Here is a 17,062-nt window from a genome sequence, read left to right as displayed (position 1 = left end):
ATGTGGTGTCCATGCCGGTCCAGACGACGCCGGCCGGAGGATGTGACAGGCGGCCGTCAGAACCCCACGCCGCGGCTGCGCACGTGGCGGACCACGTCGACCACCTGCCACGCACCATCTACGCGGGCGACCTCCAGGGTCTTGTAGCTGGCCCACATGCGGTGGTGGTAGGCGCTGTACTCGATCGTGCCGCGGTCGGCCGCGGACGGCCGGAACGCGCCGACGCGGGCGATCATCGCCTCGCTGCCCGAGCCGCGGTGGTAGCTGCCGCGCGCCTCGTCGGCTTCCTCGACACAGGCCGACGCCTGCACCAGCGTCAGCCCGTCGCGCTGCAGCGACTGGATCAATCGGATCGACGCATCCACGTTGTCGACCCCGAGGCAGGCGACCGGCGTGTCGACCTCGCCGAGTTCGCTTTCGAACACGGCCTGGGCCACCGGCAGCAGCGTCGCTGCGACCGAGCCATCGAACGGCGGGTTGGCCAGTTCCTGCACCGGCGCGGCACCCGGGGTGGGCAGGTCCATGCCGCGCATCATCGCCACGCCGGCGATGGCCACGGCGACCACGATCAGCCCGACCTTGAACCGGAACATCCGCTTCTGCGCCGTGCTCCTGCCCTCGGGTTCCTGCTGTGAGCGGAAGTGGAACGTGCTGGGCAGGTAGCTGCCTTCGTTGCGGGTGCTGTCGATCAGGCCCGCGTCGCGCAGCAGCTCACGGGCCTGCACCTGCTGGTCGGAGCGCACCACCCAGACCGCCGGAACCGGGGCCGAGCGGTCGCTGTAGCTGAAGGCGCCGCGCCGGTTGCCGCGGTAGGAGCGGCCGTCGGTGATGCGCACCTCGATGCCGGCCTCGCGCAGCAGGTCGGCCACGCCTTCGACGTTCTCGAGCCGCTGGCTGCTGAAGACCTTGCGCATGCCTATCCCCGTGCCGGGACGTGGCCCGCGGCGGCCGCGTCCTTGACCACGCGGATCAACCCTTCCTGGGACGTGCTGGCGACGAGGTGCCCCTCGCGGTCGTAGATCTGGCCACGCGCGAGCCCGCGCGAACCCTGCGCGCTGGGGCTGTCCATCGAGTACAGCAGCCATTCGTCGGCGCGGAACGGGCGGTGGAACCACATCGCGTGGTCGAGCGAAGCCATCTGCACGTTCGGCTGGTAGTAGCTGATGCCGTGCGGAAAGGTGGCGGTACCGAGCAGGTGGAAATCCGACGCGTAGGCGAGCAGCGCCTGGTGGAGCTCGGGAGCGTCTCCGACCCGCTCGCTGAGGCGGAACCAGAACTGCTGGTACGGCGGTCGCTTGGGCGGCTTGAGCTCGTCGCGCGGGTACACGTGACGGAATTCGAACGGTCCCTTCTTCGACAGCCAGCGCTGGATCTTGTCGGGCAGCGTCGCCATCACGTCGGCGGGTACCGCGTGGCCGGGCTCGATGTCCTCGGGCTGCGGCACCTCGGGCATCGACAGCTGGTGTTCGGCGCCGTCCTCGTCCTTCTGGAACGAGGCGGCGAGGAAGAAGATCGGGCCGCCGTGCTGGATCGCGGTGACCCGGCGCACCGAGAAACTGCCGCCGTCACGCGTCCGGTCGACCTGGTAGACGACCGGCGCGGCAATGTCGCCGGCCTTGAGGAAGTAGGCGTGCAGCGAGTGCGCGGTGCGCGCCTCGGCCAGCGTCGCCTGCGCGGCCGACAGCGCCTGTCCCAGCACCTGGCCCCCGAAAACGTACTTGGTACCGATGTCGCGGCTCTGGCCGCGGAACAGATTGACCTCGAGGCGCTCGAGCGAAAGCAGGTCGATCAACTCGGTAACGGGGGAGGTCATGCGCGGTCGCCGGGTGCAGGGGCCGCGATTATACCGGCCGTCAAGGCGTGGCCGGCCTCCCGGAGCGGCCCAGCAGCGCCGCGGTCCAACTACAGCGGGATGCGCTGGAGGTCGACCGCGGCCAGCACCTTCGACCACGGAAACAGCGGGCCCGGGTCGCGTTTGCGCGGCACCTGCCGCGCCGGATCGTCGGTGGCCGCGACCGTCGCGGTGTCGAGGTCCTCGTGGCCGGCCACCCGGCGCAATCCGGGCAGGTCGGCCTGCAACTGGCGCAGCAGGGCAACCAGTGCGTCGATCTGCACCTCGGGGTACGCCTCGTCCATCGCCTGGTGTCGCGAGTCGAGCCAGTGGGGGTAGCGGCCGGTGTTGACCAGCTCGATGCCGACCGAACGCGGGTTGTGGCCGCGGACGTGGTGGGCCATGCGGTCGACCGCCACCCAGCGGTGCACGCTGCCGTCGCGGTCGATATAGAAATGGCCGCAGTTGCCGGTGCCGCTGTCGGGGTAGAGCACGCGCTCGCCGTACCCGCGGGCGGTCGCCAGGTCGGGCAACTCGGTGCAATGGATCACCGCCAGTTCGACCTGCAGCGGGTCGCGCGGCTCCAGCCGGTCCTCGTAGGGCAGCGGATCGACGTGGATCTTCAGGCGGTCCGGGGCGGTCGACATGGCGCGGATGCTAGCATCGCGCGCATTCACGGCCGCGGCCGCCGCGCGCGCCTGCCGCGACCGGCCCGGCGCGTCCGGGCCACGCCCGCCCACACCTTTTCCCGAGCGCGACCCCCCATGCGCGGACACTGCATCCTTTCCCACGGTTTCGAGAGCGGCCCCGACGCGACCAAGGTCACCGCCCTGGCCGAGACCGCCGAGCGGCTCGGTTGGACCTGCGAACGCCCCGACTACACCGACCTGGACGCCATGCAGGACGCCGGCGACCTCGGTGACGTGGCCGGGCGGGTCCGCCGGTTGCATGGTCTGGCCAGCGCCGCGGCCGCGCGCGGTCCGCTGGTCCTGGCCGGCTCCAGCCTGGGCGCATGGATCTCGGGACACGTGTCGTTGCAGGTGCAGGTGGCAGGCCTGTTCCTCATGGCGCCGCCGGTGCGCATGGACGCCGCACACCCGCTGGATGCGGCGGCGGTGCCCACCTCGATCATCCACGGCTGGGACGACGACCTGTGCCGGCCCGACGACGTGCTCGCCTGGGCGGCCAGCCGCCGCGCGCGGCTGCTGATGGTCGACGACGGCCATCGCCTGTCCCGGCACGTGCAGGCCAGCGCCGACGCGTTCGGCCAACTGCTGGCGGCGCTCTGACATGAAATTCTTCGCAAGTTGCGGCAAGGGCCTGGAATACCTGCTCGCAGACGAGCTGCTCGCGCTGGGATGCAAACGCGCCACCGCCGCCATTGCCGGCGTCAATGTCGAAGGCGAGCTGGTGGACGCCCAGAAGGCGGTGCTCTGGTCACGCCTGGCCAGCCGCGTGCTGTGGCCGATCGCCGAGTTCGACTGCCCCGACGAGCACGCGCTGTATGCGGGCGTCGCTGCGCTGCCGTGGCCGGAGCACCTCGCCGACGGCGACACCATCGCGGTCGATGCGCACGTATCCGGCGACGGACTGACCCATGCCCGCTACGCCGCCCAGCGGGTCAAGGATGCGGTCGTTGACGTCATGCGCGACGCCACCGGCGCGCGCCCCGATGTCGACGTCGAACACCCGGACCTGCGCCTGAACCTGGTCGTCCGCAAGGGCCGCGCGATCGTCTCGATCGATCTCGGTGGCGGCCCGCTGCACCGCCGTGGCTGGCGCCAGCAACAGGGTGAGGCACCACTGAAGGAGAACCTCGCCGCCGCGGTGCTGCTGCGCGGGCGCTGGCCGCAGGTTTACGCGGACGGCGGTGCGCTGCTGGACCCGATGTGCGGCAGCGGCACGCTGCTGATCGAGGGTGCGTTGATGGCCGCCGACGTGGCGCCGGGGCTGTTGCGCCACGGCGGTTTCCCGCCAACCCGCTGGAAGGGATTCGACGAGGCGGCGTGGGCACGACTGCGCAGCGAAGCGCTGGCGCGCGAGGAGGCCGGCCGTTCGGCGCTGCGTCCAGCGTTCTTCGGCCGCGACAGTGATCCGCACGCCACCCGCGCGGCGCGCGACAACGAGGTCATGGCCGGGCTCGCCGGCCTGATCGACCTGCGCGTGGCCGGGGTCGATTCGCTTGCTCCGGATACCTTCGCCGACGGGGTGCCCGAACGCGGGCTGGCGGTCTGCAATCCGCCGTACGACATCCGGCTCGCTGCCGACCCCGCGCTGTATCGCGCGCTGGGCGACGGCCTTCGAAACGCGGTCCCCGGCTGGCGTGCGAGCCTGCTGTGTGGCGACGCCGAGCTGGCCCACGCCACCGGCCTGCGCGCCCAGAAGAAGTACCAGCTGTTCAACGGCGCGATCGAGTGCACGTTGATCGTGGTCGACCCGGTCGCACCCGCACGCCGCGAGGCGCCCGCCGGGGCGCAGGCACCGCTGGGCGAAGGCGCGCAGATGGTCGCCAACCGCCTGCGCCGGAACCTGCGCCGGCTCAAACCGTGGCGGCAGCGCGAGGACGTCGCCTGCTTCCGCGCCTACGACGCCGACCTGCCCGAGTACGCCGCGGCGATCGACGTCTACACCACGGACGAAGCCACCCCGCGCACCTTCCTGCACGTGCAGGAGTACGCCGCGCCGGCGGAAATCCCGGAGCCCGTGCAGCGCCGCCGTCTCAACGAATTGATGGCTGCCGCGCGGGAAGTCTTCCAGGTCCCGCGCGAGCATGTCGCACTGAAGACACGGACGCGCGGCAAAGGTGGGAGCAAGTACGGCCGGTTCGACCAGCGTGGCGAGTTCATCGTCGTGCGCGAGGGTGACGCACGGCTGCGGGTCAACCTGTTCGACTACCTGGACACCGGCCTGTTCCTCGACCACCGGCCGCTGCGCCTGCGCATTGCGGCAGAGGCCGAGGACACCCGCTTCCTCAACCTGTTCGGCTACACCGGCGCCGCCACCGTGCAGGCAGCGGTCGGCCGCGCCCGAGCCACCACTACCGTCGACCTCTCGGCGACCTACCTGCAGTGGTGCGCCGACAACCTCGCCGAAAACGGCATTGGTGGTGCCCGCCACAAGCTGGTACAGGCCGACGCAGTGTCCTGGCTCGAGGCCGACCGCGGTGAGTACGACCTGGTGTTCTGCGACCCCCCGACGTTCTCCAACTCCAAGCGCGCCGGCGACTTCGACGTGCAGGCCGAGCACGTGCGCCTGCTGAGGGCCGCGGTGGACCGGCTGTCGACCGACGGGGTGCTGTATTTCTCCAACAATTTCCGGCGGTTCAAGCTCGACGAAGCCGCCGTGGCCGAGTTCGCCCGGTTCGAGGAGATCAGCGCTGCCACCATCCCGCCCGATTTCGCCCGCCACGCCCGCATCCACCGGTGTTGGCGGCTGGCCAGGCGCTGAGGGCGGTTCAGGGGCGGTAGCGACTGGCGGCGGTTCCATCGTTCACACGGTGGAACACAGGCTTGCGCCCTTGCCGCTGGCGTTGCGCGAGACCCGCCACCATCCTGTGGGCAAGACCCTGCAGGAGCCGACCATGGCTACTTCGACCGACCGCTACGCCCGCGTGGACCGCACCGTCCACGGCACGCCCGCGTCCGACGGCGCCGGTGTGCGCCTGACCCGGGTGATCGGCACGCCGCAACTGCCGGACCTCGATCCGTTCCTGATGCTCGACGAGTTCGGCACCGACCGGCCGGAGGATTATCTCGCCGGCTTCCCCGACCATCCGCACCGTGGCTTCGAGACGGTGACCTACATGCTCGACGGCCGCATGCGGCACAAGGACAACCACGGCAACGAGGGCGTGCTGGTGCCTGGCAGCGTGCAATGGATGACGGCTGGCCGCGGGCTGGTCCATTCGGAGATGCCCGAGCAGGAGTCCGGCCGGATGCGTGGCTTCCAGCTGTGGGTCAACCTGCCGGCGCGCGACAAGATGGTCGAACCGCGTTACCAGGAGTTCGCACCGGAGCGGATCCCGCAGTTGCAGCCGTCGGCAGGTGTCACGGTGAAGGTCGTGGCCGGCGGGATCGGCGACGTGCGCGGACCGATCGTGCAGCCGGCGACCGAGCCGGTCTACCTGGACATTTCGCTGGCGGCCGGCACGGCCTGGGAATACGCCGTCCCCGACGGACACAATGCGTTCGCCTACGTGTTCGAGGGCGCGGTGTCGATCGGCGCGGGCGAGGACGCGCGCCTGCTGGAGGCGCCGCAACTGGCGGTGCTGGGAGGCGGTCCGCTCGTGCGTCTGCAGGCGCAGGCAACCGACAGCCGGGTGCTGCTGGTAGCGGGCCGGCCACTGCGCGAGCCGGTCGCGCGGCACGGTCCGTTCGTGATGAACACCCGGCAGGAACTGATGCAGGCGTTCGTGGATTACCAGGAGGGCCGGTTCTGACACCGGCCCCGTCAGCCTGCGGTCGTGCCGGTTACTGGCCGGCCGCGACTTGGCGGTCGGCGCCGAAACGCAGCCCGGAAGCCATGTCGAACGCCTGCTGCAGCGGCGCGCCCGGGGCGGCCTGCAACCAGACATGGGCGACCCGGCCGTCGTCGAGCTTCAGCAGCGTTTCGCGTGCCTCGATGTTCGGCTTGGTGGCCAGTTCGGCGCGGTACCAGTGGACTTCGCGGCCGTCGATCGCGCCGGCTTCCTGCCGGTTGGCGCGCTTGGGATCGAACGTCGCCTCGCGGCTGATGTAGAGGCCGAAGGCTTCGCTCCCATCCGCACGCAATGCGCGGCAGAAGTCGGCATCGCCGGTGGCCCGGTGCTCCCAGACCAGATCGGAGCCGGCAGGCAGTTGAGGACAGCCCGCCACGTCCTGCGCGTGCGCCGCACTGGCGGCCAGCAACAACAATGGCAGGCAAAGAGCCGTCTTGTTCATCGAATTCCCCCTGTACGCAGCCGTACACATGGCTGCGGCTCCGACCATAAAGCAGATCGGGGGCGTTGACAAACAGGTCCGAATGCGCTCCGGATGAATAGGGCAAAGTGGCTTAGCGGTCCGGATCGACCTGCACGGTCGCCGCGGGCGCCTCGCCGAACGCGAGTGAAAGCAGCTGCAGCCGCCAGCCGGCGACCACCGTCGACGCCGCCTCGGGTGTATTGAGCGTGACCGCGGCGGCGCTGCCGCCATCGGGGGTGTGCTCGAACGCCACGTCCGCATCGCCGGCACGGATGCATTGGACACCCGGCGGGCAGCGCGAATCGGCCGTCACCCCTACGTAGCGCAAGGTCGACCGGTCCGGCAGCACCACGCGCTCGCCGACCTGCATGACGATGGGTTGACCGGTCGGCGCGACGGAGGCGCCGCCGCTGGCGCAGGCCGGGAGTGTGGAGGCCATCAGGCAGGCCAGGAGCAGGTTGCGGGACATGGCGGCACCGTCGTCGGAAGGTCCGCCGACGCTAGCGCGAGGGCTGTGAATGCCATGACGGCGTCACCGCGGCAGCGGCGCCACCAGCAGGGTGACATCACCGTCGTCGTCGAAGTGCACGGTCATCCGGCGCCCGTATTCGGCCTCGGTCATCGACGCCACGTCGCATCCGCACAGGGCCGCGGCGATCGCCGGGGCGGTGTTGCTGTGGCCGACCACCAGCACCGTGCCGGAGTGGTGGGTGCGCCGGAGCGTCGCCGCGAGTGCGTCGGTCGGTTGCTTGGCGTCATAGGTGGTCACCGCCAGACCGTGCGCCGCTGCGGTGGGGGCGGCGGTCGAGCGGGTGCGCTGGAACGCGGTCGAGTACACCGCGACGACGTCGGTGCCGGCCAGGCTGTCGGCCAGTGCCCGCGCGCGTGCCTCGCCCTCGGCGGTCAGCGGCGGGTCCTCGGCATCGCCGGCGGCCTTTTCGGCGTGGCGGACCACCACGAAGGTGACCGCTGATCCGGCGTCCACGACGCGGGCGTTACTGGCGCAGCCGGCCAGGATCGCGAGCGTCGACAGGAGCAGGGCGAAGCGGAATCCGGTGTGCATGGGCGGTCCGTAGGTGCTTGCGTGCGATGAACCCTGCACGCATCCGGCGCGCGCGTCCAGCGCCGGAAGTCGCGCCCGCCGCGTCGCGTTAGCCCTTGCCGAGCACCGTCAACAGCCCGCGCGCCGCATTGAGCCGCTCCGGCGCACCGGGCAGGTCCAGCGTCAGGCGCAATCTGTCCGGACCGTCCATCCGGTAGAGGCGGGGCTGGCCCTGGATCAGGCGGATGATCGCCATCGGGTCGACGTTGGGCTTCTCGACGAACTGGATCCGCCCGCCGCTCTCGCCGATGTCGAGCTTGCGGATGCCCAGGGCCGTGGCCTGCAGCTTGAGGTCGGCGATCGCGAACAGGTATTTCGCCGGGTCGGGCAGCAGGCCGAAGCGGTCGATCATCTCGACCTGAAGTTCGCGCAGCTCGTCGGCGTCGCGCGCGCCCGCGATGCGCTTGTACAGCGTCAGGCGGGTGTGGACGTCGGGCAGGTAGTCCTCGGGGATCAGCGCCGGGACGTGCAACTCGACCTCGGCGCCGCGCGCTTCGGTGGCGTCCACGTCGGGCAGTTCGCCGCGCTTGATCGACCGGACCGCGCGCTCCAGCAACTCGGTGTAGAGGCTGAAGCCGACCTCGGCCATCTGCCCGCTCTGGTCCTCGCCCAGCAGCTCGCCGGCGCCGCGGATCTCCAGGTCGTGGGTGGCCAGGGTGAAGCCGGCGCCCAGTTCATCCATCGCCGCGATGGCATCGAGCCGTTTCTTCGCGTCGGCGGTGATCGAGCGGTGGTCGGGTACCACCAGGTAGGCGTAGGCGCGGTGGTGGCTGCGGCCCACGCGACCGCGCAACTGGTGCAGCTGCGCCAGTCCGAACCGGTCGGCGCGGTTGATGATGATGGTGTTGGCGTTGGGGATATCGATGCCCGACTCGATGATGGTGGTCGACAGCAGCACGTTGAAGCGCTGCTTGTGGAAGTCGAGCATCACCCGCTCCAGCTCGCGCTCGGGCATCTGGCCGTGGGCGACGCCGATGCGCGCCTCGGGCACCAGTTCCTGCAGTTCGCGGTGCATGCGGCCGATGCTCTCGACATCGTTGTGCAGGAAGTACACCTGGCCGCCGCGGGCGAGCTCGCGCTGGAACGCTTCGCGCAGCTGGCTGTCATCCCACGGCACGACGAAGGTCTGCACCGCCAGCCGGTGCGCGGGCGGGGTGGCGATGATGCTCAGGTCGCGCAGGCCGGCCATCGCCATGTTGAGCGTGCGTGGGATCGGCGTAGCGGTCAGGGTCAGCAGGTGGACATTGGCGCGCAAGGCCTTCAGCGCTTCCTTCTGGCGGACGCCGAAGCGCTGCTCCTCGTCGACGATCACGAGGCCGAGGTTCTTGAAACGCACGTCCTTCTGCAGCAGTCGGTGGGTGCCGACGATGACGTCGAGCGTGCCTTCGGCGGCCTTCTCCAGTTCGGCCTTGATCTCCTTGGCCGTCTTGAAGCGCGACAGCACCTCCACCTTGAGCGGCCAGTCGGCGAAGCGGTCGCGGAAATTGCGGTAGTGCTGCTCGGCCAGCAGCGTGGTCGGGACCAGCACGGCGACCTGCTTGCCGGCGATCGCGGTCGCGAACGCCGCACGCACCGCGACTTCGGTCTTGCCGAAGCCGACATCGCCGCACACCACCCGGTCCATCGGCTGGCTCGACTGCAGGTCGCGCAGCACGGCCTCGATCGCAGCGTGCTGGTCGGGGGTCTCCTCGAACGGGAACGCCGCCGCGAACGGCTCGTACATCGCGCGGTCGACCTCGATCGCCAGGCCGGCCCGGGCCTGGCGCTTGGCCTGGATCTCCAGCAGTTCTGCGGCGACGTCGCGGACCTTCTCCTGTGCCTTCTTCTTGGCGCGGGTCCACTGCTCGCCGCCGAGGCTGTGCAGCGGCGCCGTCTCCGGCGAGGCGCCGGAGTAGCGGTTGATCAGGTGCAACTGGCCGACCGGCACGTACAGCCGATCGCCCTTGGCGTACTCGATCTCGACGTACTCGTTCTTCTCGCCGCCGGCTTCGAGCGTGACCAGGCCGCGGTAGCGGCCGACGCCATGGTCCTCATGGACGATCGGCGCTCCTTCGGTCAGTTCGCCGAGGTCGCGGATGATCGCTTCGGGTTCGCGCCCGGCGCGCTTGCGGCGACGTGGCTGGCCCGCACGTTCGGGGAACAGCTGGCGCTCGGTGAGCACGGTGAGCTGCGGGACGTCGAGGGCGAAGCCGTCCTCCAGCGGTGCCACCGCGATGGACAGCATCTCCTTGGGCGCGCCGGAGCCTCCCAGTGCGCCCTCGAGGAAGGTACGGAAGTCCGGCAGCACCACGGGCTGGAGACCGGCGGACGCCAGGATCTCGAGCAGCGCCTCGCGGCGGCCAGGCGAGTCGGCCGCCACCAGTACCCGGCCGGGGTAGCTGCGCAGGAAGGACTTGAGTGCGTCGGCCGGGGCGTGGTCGCGCGCGACCAGCGGCAGCGACGGCGCGGGCTGGCTGCCCAGCGGCTCGGCGCGCTCGCGCTGCGGATGGCCCTCGCCGCAGACCTCGATCCGGGCCGCCTGGTTGAGCCGCTCGCGCAGCGCATCGGGCGACAGGTACAGCGCCTCCGGAGGCAGCAGCGGGCGCTCGACGTCGTGGCGGCGCTGCTCGTAGCGCTCGCCGGTGTGTTTCCAGAACTGCTCGGCCGCCTCCAGCGCGCCGTCGCCGATCACCGGCAAGGCGCTCGCATCGAAGTAATCGAACAGCAGGCTGGTGGGCTCGCGGCCCCGTTCGTCGTCGAAGAAAAGCGGCAGGTAGTACTCGATGCCGGCCGGGGCGATGCCCGCCTTGAGGTCCTGGTAGAGCGCGCTGCGGCGGGTGTCGAGGTCGAACCGGTCGCGCAGCGCATCCAGCGCACGCTTCAGCGAGGCCTCGTCGAGCGGGACCTCGCGGCCGGGCAGCAGGTGCACCGCCTCGATCCTGTCGAGCGAGCGCTGGCTCTCGGGGTCGAAGCCGCGGATGGTGTCGATCTCATCGTCCAGCAGTTCGACGCGGAACGGCTGGTCTGCGCCCATCGGGTAGACATCGAGCAGGCCACCGCGCACGGCGAAGTCGCCCGGGTCCAGCACCTGTGGGACGTGGCGGTAACCCGCCGATTCGAGCCGCCGCTTCTCGGCGTCGAGGTCCAGCCGTTCACCGACCCGGACGTCGAAACTGCCGCCGACGATGTGGCGCACCGGCGCCAGCCGCTGCAGCAGCGTCTGCACCGGCACGACCACGATGCCGCGCTTGAGGGTCGGTAGCCGGTGCAGCGCGGCCAGGCGCTGGCTGACGATTTCGGGGTGCGGGCTGAAGTGATCGTAGGGCAGCGTTTCCCAGTCCGGGAAATGCACTATCGGCAACCCACCGTCGGCCGGTGCGCCAGCCAGCAGCGAGTGCAGGTCCGACTCGAGCTGCTGGGCGGCATGGTTGTCGCGCGCGACGACCAGCAGCGGGCCGTCGTGGGCGGTGGCCGCTTCGACGAGGTGGTGGGCGAGCGCCGATGGCGAAGCCGGCGCACGCCACCAGGCGCGCTGCTGGCCGGCCCTGGGCAGCGGCGGGGACGGAAGTCGGGGGGGGCGGGGGGCTTGCATGAGGCCGCGATTTTAGCCGATGCCGGACCGCGGCCCGACCGGCGCGGGCACACCTGCCATCAGCGGTGTTGCGCCACCGCTACGCAGCCGACGGTTTGAGCTGCAGGACCAACCGGATCAACGCGTTCTCGTGCGACTCACGCTCGAACCCGAGCGACTCGGCCAGCGCCAGCATCGGGTGGTTGTGCTCGAAGACGTCGCCGTAGATCCGCTCCAGCTTCTTGCCCTTGGCCCACTTCACCAGCCGGGTCATCAGGTAGCGACCCAGGCCCATGTCGGCGATGTAGTGGCTGACCAGGATGGCGAACTCGCCAGCGCGGCCGTCGGGGTCGACCACGATCCGCGCCACCGCGCCCACCAGCGCCTCGCCCGGCGGCAACGGCTCGGCCGCGACCAGGGCGAACTCGTTCTTGGGGTTGATCCGGGTGAAGCGCTCGGCCGTCTCGGCCGGCAACTCGCGCATCGAACTGAGGAAGCGCTGTCGCACTTCCTCGGGTTGCAACAGGGCAAAACCTGCCCGCAACGGTCCGGCATCCTCGGGGCGGATCGGTCGGATCAGCACCTCGCGGCCGTTGGGCAGGCGTTGACGTTCGTGCCAAGGGGGGAGGCGTTCGCGCGTGGCCATGGGGCGATATTGGCATAGGCCCCCGTTGGCCCTTCTTCATTCCGTGCTCACGGCGAGGTAACGCGTTGCGGGATTCCAACCCACCCGGCCCACACGGAACCCGGTGCTAGACTCGCGCCGCCTTCAATCACGGAACGAGTCATGGCCGGCAACTCCACACGCGCGATCTATTACGCGCTTGGTGCCAACTTCGCGATCGCCGTGGCCAAGGGGGTGGCGGCGTTCTTCACCGGCTCGAGCGCGATGCTCGCCGAGACCGTCCACTCGCTGGCGGACTGCGGCAACCAGGGCCTGCTGCTGCTGGGCCTCAAGCAGGCCAAGGCGCCGCCCTCCCCGGAGTACCCGCTGGGGTACGGCAAGGCCATCTACTTCTGGTCGTTCCTGGTCGCGGTGATGCTCTTCACCGTGGGCGGCATGTTTTCGCTTTACGAGGGCATCCACAAGCTGCAGGCCGAGCATGTCGAGCCGGGCAGCAGCCTGTGGTGGGCGGTCGCTGTACTGAGCTTCGGCATCATCGTCGAAGGGATCTCGATGCGGACCTGCATCCAGGAGGTCAACAAGTCCCGCGGCGAGCGCAGCATGTGGCGCTGGTTCCGCGAGAGCCGGCAGGCCGAGCTGGTGGTGATCTTCGGCGAGGACCTGGCGGCGCTGCTGGGCCTGACGTTCGCCCTGGTCGCGGTGGTGGTGACCATGATCACCGGCGACCCGACCTGGGACGCGATCGGCACCATCGGCATCGGCGCGCTGCTGATCGTGGTGGCGGTGTTCGTCGCCATCGAGGTCAAGGCGATGCTGATCGGCCAGAGCGTCGACCCCGAACGGCAGGCCCAGATCAAGCAATTCCTCGACGGGCGCCCGGAGATCGCCGAGGTGTTCAACCTGATCACCCTCCAACTGGGCAACGAGGCGATGGTGTCGGTGAAAGCCAGGATGCGCGAGACCCGTGACATGGAGGCCGCGGTAGCCGAGATCAACGTCGTCGAGAAAGCGATGAAGCAGGCGTTCCCGGAAGTGCGCTGGAGTTTCTTCGAACCCGACGTGGTGCGCTGACCCGGCCGAAGCGCCCGTATAGGCGGCGCGTCAGGCTGCCGTGCCTCAGGCGGACGCGTTCAGGCCGGCCGCTTCAACCATTCGGTCCGCGACGCGGCGCCGGCCTCGCCGATCGCGCGCTGCAGCAATGGCAGCGCCGACTGCAGGGTCTGGTCCAGCTGCCACGGCGGATTGACCAGTAGCATGCCGCTGCCGTTCATGCGCAGGGGCGAGTCGTCGGGGTGGACCATCAGCTCGGCCAGCAGCACGCCTTTGGCCGGCAGCGTGGTCGCACGCCGGAAGAACGGCAGCAGCGAGCGGCGCCGCTTGATCGGATACCACACCACGTACGTGCCCTGCGGCCACCGGACCAGTGCGTCGCGCAGGGCACCGATGATCGTGTCGAATTCCTCCAGTTGCGCCTCGTACGGCGGGTCGATCAGGACCAGGCCGCGGGCGAACCGTGTCGTGCCGATGCGCGGCGGCAGCAGTGCCTTCATCGCCGCGTAGCCGTCGCGGGTGTGCGCGGCCACGCGCGGGTTGGCAGCGAAATTGGCCTCCAGCTGCGTGGCCTCCTCGGGCATCAGTTCGCACGCGGCGATGCGGTCCTGCTCCCGCAACGCGTGCCCGAGCAGCCAGGGTGAGCCCGGATAGCTGGCATTGCCGTGTTCGGCCCGGCAGGCACGCACCGCGGACAGGTAGCGGGCAATGGCCGGGTGCTTGGGCGCCTCCGCCATCAGCCGCCCGATGCCGCCCTCGGCCTCGCCGGTGCGCTGCGCAGAGGCACTGTCCAGTGCGTACAGGCCGCGGCCGGCATGGGTGTCCAGTGCGAACAGTGGCGTCGGCTTGGCGGTCAGCGCATCGCACAGCGCCAGCAGCGTGACGTGCTTGAGGACGTCGGCATGGTTGCCGGCATGGAAGGCGTGGCGGTAATTCATCGGCGCAAGGGTAGCCTGCGCGAGGCTTGTGCAGTGCGCCTGGGGGTGGGACGCTCGCTCCGCGGCCCTGGAACGGCCGCGCGGCGGTGCGGATCGCGTTGGAAACCGGGTGTCACCCGGGACACGACGCGCCCGGGTGCCGTCCAGCCACAGGGGGAAACGATGCCGCCGTCCATGACACCACTCACCGTTGCCGGCCGGGGACAGGACCACCCGGCCGCGCGCGCGCCCGAGGTCCGGCTGGCGGTCGGCTCGGTCATCGCCATCCATCGCGAGGCGATCGCGCGGTTGCGGCTGCAGGTGATGCGTGAGTGGCCGTGCCTGTTCGCGGGCGGACCAGACGAAGCTGCTGCCTTGCTCCACCCGTGCGTGGCCTCGTGGCGCAGCGTCGCGGTGCTGGCTTTTGATGGTGACGCGCTGGTCGGGGCCTCGACCGGATTGCCGCTGGCAGATGAGCACGAGTCGGTGCGGGCACCGTTCGAGGCGGCCGGCATGGACCCGGGGCGGATCTTCCTGTGCCGGGAGTCGATGCTCGCCGCGCCTTGGCGAGGCCGGGGCATCGGGCACCGGTTCTTCGACGAGCGCGAATCGCACGCGCGGGGCCTTTCCGGGTTCGACTACACCGCACTGCTGGCAGTCGACCGGCCCGACACCCACCCGCGGCGGCCACCGTTCGGTCGCGACAGCGTCGGGTTCTGGCGCAAGCGCGGCTACGCCCCGCATGAGTCGATCCGCGTCAGCATGCCGTGGCCCGAACCCGATGAGGGCGCGGTGATGCACACGCTGACCGCCTGGTTGCGGCCGCTCGAACGGACGCGCTGACTCCGGAACAGTCTCCGGTCGGCGCCGCATGCCGGCACGCGGCTATGCTCGGCACCGGACTCCCGCGCAACTCCGGACCCCGCATGCCCCGCATCCTCCTGGTCGAAGACGAGCCGGCGATCGCCGACACCGTGCTGTACGCGTTGCGCGCGGACGGTCTGGAGGCGGTCCACTGCCTGACCGGCGGCGAGGCGCTGCGGCTCGCCCGCGCGGAGCCGTTCGACCTGGCGGTGCTCGACGTGGGCCTGCCGGACATCGGCGGATTCGCGCTATGCCGCGAGTTGCGTCGCGACGGCACGCTGCCGGTGATCTTCCTGACCGCGCAGGGCGCCGAGGCCGACCGCATCCTCGGCCTCGAGATCGGGGCCGACGACTACGTCACCAAGCCGTTCTCGCCGCGCGAGCTGGCCACCCGCGTACGGGTGGTGCTGCGACGCGCCGGTAATGGCGCCGAAGCCGGCACGGGAACCTCCTGCGCGGGGTTCGAACATGATGCAGACGGGCGTCGCATCCGTTACCACGGCCGCCTGCTCGAGCTGACCCGCTATGAATACGGGGTGCTGGCCGCACTGCTGCGCCGCCCCGGCGCAGTGTTGTCGCGTGCGCAGCTCATGGACCGGGTCTGGGGCGATGCGCCCGACAGCGGTGACCGCACGGTCGACACCCACGTCAAGACGGTCCGGGCCAAGCTCCATGCCATTGCGCCCGATGCGGACCCGATCCGCACGCACCGCGGGCTGGGCTACTCGATCGATCCCGACGGCGGTGCCACTTGAAGATCGGCCTGCGCATATTCCTGGGCTATTTCCTGATCGTGGCCCTGGCCGCGCTGCTGCTGGCCCGGGTGTTCGTCGAGGAGGTCAAGCCGGGGGTGCGGCAGGCAATGGAGGACACCCTGGTCGACACCGCCAACCTGCTGGCCGAGCTGGCGACCGACGACTTCCTGGCAGGACGCATCGACGACGGCAGCTTCGCCCGTCGCGTGCGCGCGCTGGCCGGGCGCGACTTCGGCGCGGATATCTGGGGCTTCGACAAGCGAGGCAGCAGCTACCGCGTCTACGTCACCGACGCACGCGGCATCGTCGTGTTCGACAGCACCGGCGAGGCGCTGGGCGCAGACTACTCACGCTGGAACGATGTCTACCTGACCCTGCGCGGCGAGTACGGGGCGCGCTCGACCGCGGCAACACCCGAGGACCCGGACTCCACCGTCATGCATGTCGCCGCGCCGATCCGCAACGGGCAGGGCGCGATTGCCGGCGTGCTGACGGTGGCCAAGCCCAACCGCGCACTGCAGCCGTTCATCGATCGCAGCGAGGGCGTGATCCTTCGATGGGGCGCGGTGCTCATGGGTACCGCGTTGCTGGTCGGGCTGTTCGCGGCCTGGTGGCTGGCACGCCAGCTGGGTGGATTGCGCCGCTACGCGCACGCGGTAACCGCCGGTGAGCGGGCCAGCCCACCCCGGGCGGCCGGTGAGTTCGGCGAGCTCGGCGATGCGCTGGAAACGATGCGCGCGCGGTTGGAAGGCAAGCAGTACGTGGAGCAGTACGTCCACGCACTGACCCACGAGATGAAGGGACCGCTGGCCGCCATTCGTGGCAGCGCCGAACTGCTCGAAACCCCCTTGCCCGAGTCCGACCGGGCGCGGTTCGCCGGCAGCATCCTGGCCCAGAGTGAGCGGCTTGCGCAGATGATCGACAAGCTGCTCGCCCTTGCCGCGGTCGAGCACCGCCAGCGCATCGAACGTCCCGAAACCGTCGACCTGGTCGAGCTGGCCGGCGAGGTGGTGGAATCAAGTGCACCGCGGCTGGCACGGCGACGGGTGGAGCTCCGCCTGGATGCCGATGCGACGGCGCACGTATCCGGCGACCGGTTCCTGTTGCGGCAGGCGCTGGCCAACCTGGTCGACAACGCGCTGGATTTCGCGCCCGACCGCAGCGTGGTCGAACTCGTCGTACACCGCCGCGGGTCGGACGTGGGGGTCGAGGTGTGCGACGAAGGGCCGGGCGTACCCGACTATGCATTGCCCCGCGTGTTCGAGCGCTTCTACTCGTTGCCGCGGCCGATGGGGGGCAGCCGCAGCAGCGGGCTGGGCCTGTGCTTCGTGGCCGAGGTCGCCGCGCTGCATGGGGGTGCGTCAACGCTGGCGAACCGCGACGGCGGCGGCGCGGTTGCGCGCCTCGTGCTGCCGGCGGTGTAGCGCA

The 17,062-nt window shown here is 70.3% G+C and carries 16 protein-coding genes; 7 read left to right on the top strand and 9 right to left on the bottom strand.

The features are described 5' to 3' along the window. Nucleotides 1–56: 56 nt before the first annotated feature. The 3 genes from KOD61_RS09275 to KOD61_RS09265 all read right to left on the bottom strand — a co-directional run bounded on the left by KOD61_RS09275 (nt 57) and on the right by KOD61_RS09265 (nt 2,478). The gene (locus KOD61_RS09275) at nt 57–914 is read right to left on the bottom strand and encodes a hypothetical protein (RefSeq protein ID WP_215218412.1); all 858 of its coding nucleotides are present in this window, start codon (nt 912–914) and stop codon (nt 57–59) included. Nucleotides 915–916: 2 nt separating this feature from the next. Then, nucleotides 917–1,813 carry an acyl-CoA thioesterase II gene (tesB, locus tag KOD61_RS09270; protein WP_215218411.1) on the bottom strand — a complete coding sequence of 299 codons (897 nt, stop codon included), beginning with the start codon at nt 1,811–1,813 and terminating at the stop codon, nt 917–919. A gap of 89 nt (nt 1,814–1,902) precedes the next feature. Beyond that, nucleotides 1,903–2,478, bottom strand: coding sequence for an N-acetylmuramoyl-L-alanine amidase (locus KOD61_RS09265; protein WP_215218410.1), 576 nt, complete (start codon nt 2,476–2,478; stop codon nt 1,903–1,905). 117 nt (nt 2,479–2,595) lie between these two features. Between KOD61_RS09265 and KOD61_RS09260 the strand changes: the two genes are divergently transcribed. The 3 genes from KOD61_RS09260 (at nt 2,596) to KOD61_RS09250 (ending at nt 6,269) form a co-directional block, all read left to right on the top strand. Beyond that, a complete protein-coding gene (locus KOD61_RS09260; RefSeq protein ID WP_215218409.1) occupies nt 2,596–3,120 on the top strand; it encodes an alpha/beta family hydrolase in 525 nt (174 codons plus the stop codon). A gap of 1 nt (nt 3,121) precedes the next feature. Then, on the top strand, nt 3,122–5,278 hold the full coding sequence (gene rlmKL, locus KOD61_RS09255) for a bifunctional 23S rRNA (guanine(2069)-N(7))-methyltransferase RlmK/23S rRNA (guanine(2445)-N(2))-methyltransferase RlmL (RefSeq protein ID WP_215218408.1): 2,157 nt from the start codon (nt 3,122–3,124) through the stop codon (nt 5,276–5,278). Between the two features lie 133 nt (nt 5,279–5,411). Continuing rightward, nucleotides 5,412–6,269 carry a pirin family protein gene (locus KOD61_RS09250; RefSeq protein ID WP_215220357.1) on the top strand — a complete coding sequence of 286 codons (858 nt, stop codon included), beginning with the start codon at nt 5,412–5,414 and terminating at the stop codon, nt 6,267–6,269. Between the two features lie 31 nt (nt 6,270–6,300). On the opposite strand, the gene KOD61_RS09245 is transcribed toward KOD61_RS09250, so the two are convergent. The 5 genes from KOD61_RS09245 to KOD61_RS09225 form a co-directional block, all read right to left on the bottom strand. Further along, complete coding sequence (locus KOD61_RS09245) at nt 6,301–6,750, bottom strand: hypothetical protein (protein WP_215218407.1); 450 nt, start codon at nt 6,748–6,750, stop codon at nt 6,301–6,303. A gap of 112 nt (nt 6,751–6,862) precedes the next feature. Further along, nucleotides 6,863–7,240 carry a hypothetical protein gene (locus KOD61_RS09240; RefSeq protein ID WP_215218406.1) on the bottom strand — a complete coding sequence of 126 codons (378 nt, stop codon included), beginning with the start codon at nt 7,238–7,240 and terminating at the stop codon, nt 6,863–6,865. A 63-nt stretch (nt 7,241–7,303) separates the two neighbouring features. After that, on the bottom strand, nt 7,304–7,834 hold the full coding sequence (locus tag KOD61_RS09235; RefSeq protein ID WP_215218405.1) for a phosphoglycerate mutase family protein: 531 nt from the start codon (nt 7,832–7,834) through the stop codon (nt 7,304–7,306). Nucleotides 7,835–7,922: 88 nt separating this feature from the next. Beyond that, the gene (gene mfd / locus KOD61_RS09230; RefSeq protein ID WP_215218404.1) at nt 7,923–11,444 is read right to left on the bottom strand and encodes a transcription-repair coupling factor; all 3,522 of its coding nucleotides are present in this window, start codon (nt 11,442–11,444) and stop codon (nt 7,923–7,925) included. A 79-nt stretch (nt 11,445–11,523) separates the two neighbouring features. Continuing rightward, nucleotides 11,524–12,069 (bottom strand): GNAT family N-acetyltransferase, encoded by a 546-nt coding sequence (locus KOD61_RS09225; RefSeq protein ID WP_215218403.1) that lies wholly within the window; start codon nt 12,067–12,069, stop codon nt 11,524–11,526. A 141-nt stretch (nt 12,070–12,210) separates the two neighbouring features. Between KOD61_RS09225 and KOD61_RS09220 the strand changes: the two genes are divergently transcribed. Next, nucleotides 12,211–13,119 carry a cation diffusion facilitator family transporter gene (locus KOD61_RS09220; protein WP_215218402.1) on the top strand — a complete coding sequence of 303 codons (909 nt, stop codon included), beginning with the start codon at nt 12,211–12,213 and terminating at the stop codon, nt 13,117–13,119. A 59-nt stretch (nt 13,120–13,178) separates the two neighbouring features. Here KOD61_RS09220 and KOD61_RS09215 read toward each other — a convergent pair whose 3' ends face one another. Further along, nucleotides 13,179–14,036, bottom strand: a complete 858-nt coding sequence (locus KOD61_RS09215) for a 23S rRNA (adenine(2030)-N(6))-methyltransferase RlmJ (RefSeq protein WP_215218401.1) — start codon at nt 14,034–14,036, stop codon at nt 13,179–13,181. Between the two features lie 174 nt (nt 14,037–14,210). Here KOD61_RS09215 and KOD61_RS09210 point away from each other — a divergent pair, with 174 nt between their 5' ends. From KOD61_RS09210 to creC, 3 genes are all read left to right on the top strand, one after another. Next, the gene (locus KOD61_RS09210; RefSeq protein ID WP_215218400.1) at nt 14,211–14,858 is read left to right on the top strand and encodes a GNAT family N-acetyltransferase; all 648 of its coding nucleotides are present in this window, start codon (nt 14,211–14,213) and stop codon (nt 14,856–14,858) included. Nucleotides 14,859–14,941: 83 nt separating this feature from the next. Continuing rightward, nucleotides 14,942–15,634 (top strand): two-component system response regulator CreB, encoded by a 693-nt coding sequence (gene creB / locus KOD61_RS09205; RefSeq protein ID WP_215218399.1) that lies wholly within the window; start codon nt 14,942–14,944, stop codon nt 15,632–15,634. Then, nucleotides 15,631–17,058, top strand: coding sequence for a two-component system sensor histidine kinase CreC (creC, locus tag KOD61_RS09200; protein ID WP_215218398.1), 1,428 nt, complete (start codon nt 15,631–15,633; stop codon nt 17,056–17,058). The genes creB and creC overlap by 4 nt, the downstream gene beginning before the upstream one ends. Nucleotides 17,059–17,062 lie beyond the last annotated feature (4 nt).

The organism is Lysobacter luteus, from assembly GCF_907164845.1.
GTDB classification, from domain to species: domain Bacteria; phylum Pseudomonadota; class Gammaproteobacteria; order Xanthomonadales; family Xanthomonadaceae; genus Novilysobacter; species Novilysobacter luteus.
The sequence above is the reverse complement of the archived record's forward strand: the minus strand, read 5'-3'. Positions and strand labels throughout refer to the sequence as shown.

Excerpts from the sequence above, each read along its gene's own strand:
- KOD61_RS09275 (WP_215218412.1), bottom strand. The coding sequence starts at position 914 with ATGCGCAAGGTCTTCAGCAGCCAGCGGCTCGAGAACGTCGAAGGCGTG.
- tesB (WP_215218411.1), bottom strand. The coding sequence starts at position 1,813 with ATGACCTCCCCCGTTACCGAGTTGATCGACCTGCTTTCGCTCGAGCGC.
- KOD61_RS09265 (WP_215218410.1), bottom strand. The coding sequence starts at position 2,478 with ATGTCGACCGCCCCGGACCGCCTGAAGATCCACGTCGATCCGCTGCCC.
- KOD61_RS09260 (WP_215218409.1), top strand. The coding sequence starts at position 2,596 with ATGCGCGGACACTGCATCCTTTCCCACGGTTTCGAGAGCGGCCCCGAC.
- rlmKL (WP_215218408.1), top strand. The coding sequence starts at position 3,122 with ATGAAATTCTTCGCAAGTTGCGGCAAGGGCCTGGAATACCTGCTCGCA.
- KOD61_RS09250 (WP_215220357.1), top strand. The coding sequence starts at position 5,412 with ATGGCTACTTCGACCGACCGCTACGCCCGCGTGGACCGCACCGTCCAC.
- KOD61_RS09245 (WP_215218407.1), bottom strand. The coding sequence starts at position 6,750 with ATGAACAAGACGGCTCTTTGCCTGCCATTGTTGTTGCTGGCCGCCAGT.
- KOD61_RS09240 (WP_215218406.1), bottom strand. The coding sequence starts at position 7,240 with ATGTCCCGCAACCTGCTCCTGGCCTGCCTGATGGCCTCCACACTCCCG.
- KOD61_RS09235 (WP_215218405.1), bottom strand. The coding sequence starts at position 7,834 with ATGCACACCGGATTCCGCTTCGCCCTGCTCCTGTCGACGCTCGCGATC.
- mfd (WP_215218404.1), bottom strand. The coding sequence starts at position 11,444 with ATGCAAGCCCCCCGCCCCCCCCGACTTCCGTCCCCGCCGCTGCCCAGG.
- KOD61_RS09225 (WP_215218403.1), bottom strand. The coding sequence starts at position 12,069 with ATGGCCACGCGCGAACGCCTCCCCCCTTGGCACGAACGTCAACGCCTG.
- KOD61_RS09220 (WP_215218402.1), top strand. The coding sequence starts at position 12,211 with ATGGCCGGCAACTCCACACGCGCGATCTATTACGCGCTTGGTGCCAAC.
- KOD61_RS09215 (WP_215218401.1), bottom strand. The coding sequence starts at position 14,036 with ATGAATTACCGCCACGCCTTCCATGCCGGCAACCATGCCGACGTCCTC.
- KOD61_RS09210 (WP_215218400.1), top strand. The coding sequence starts at position 14,211 with ATGACACCACTCACCGTTGCCGGCCGGGGACAGGACCACCCGGCCGCG.
- creB (WP_215218399.1), top strand. The coding sequence starts at position 14,942 with ATGCCCCGCATCCTCCTGGTCGAAGACGAGCCGGCGATCGCCGACACC.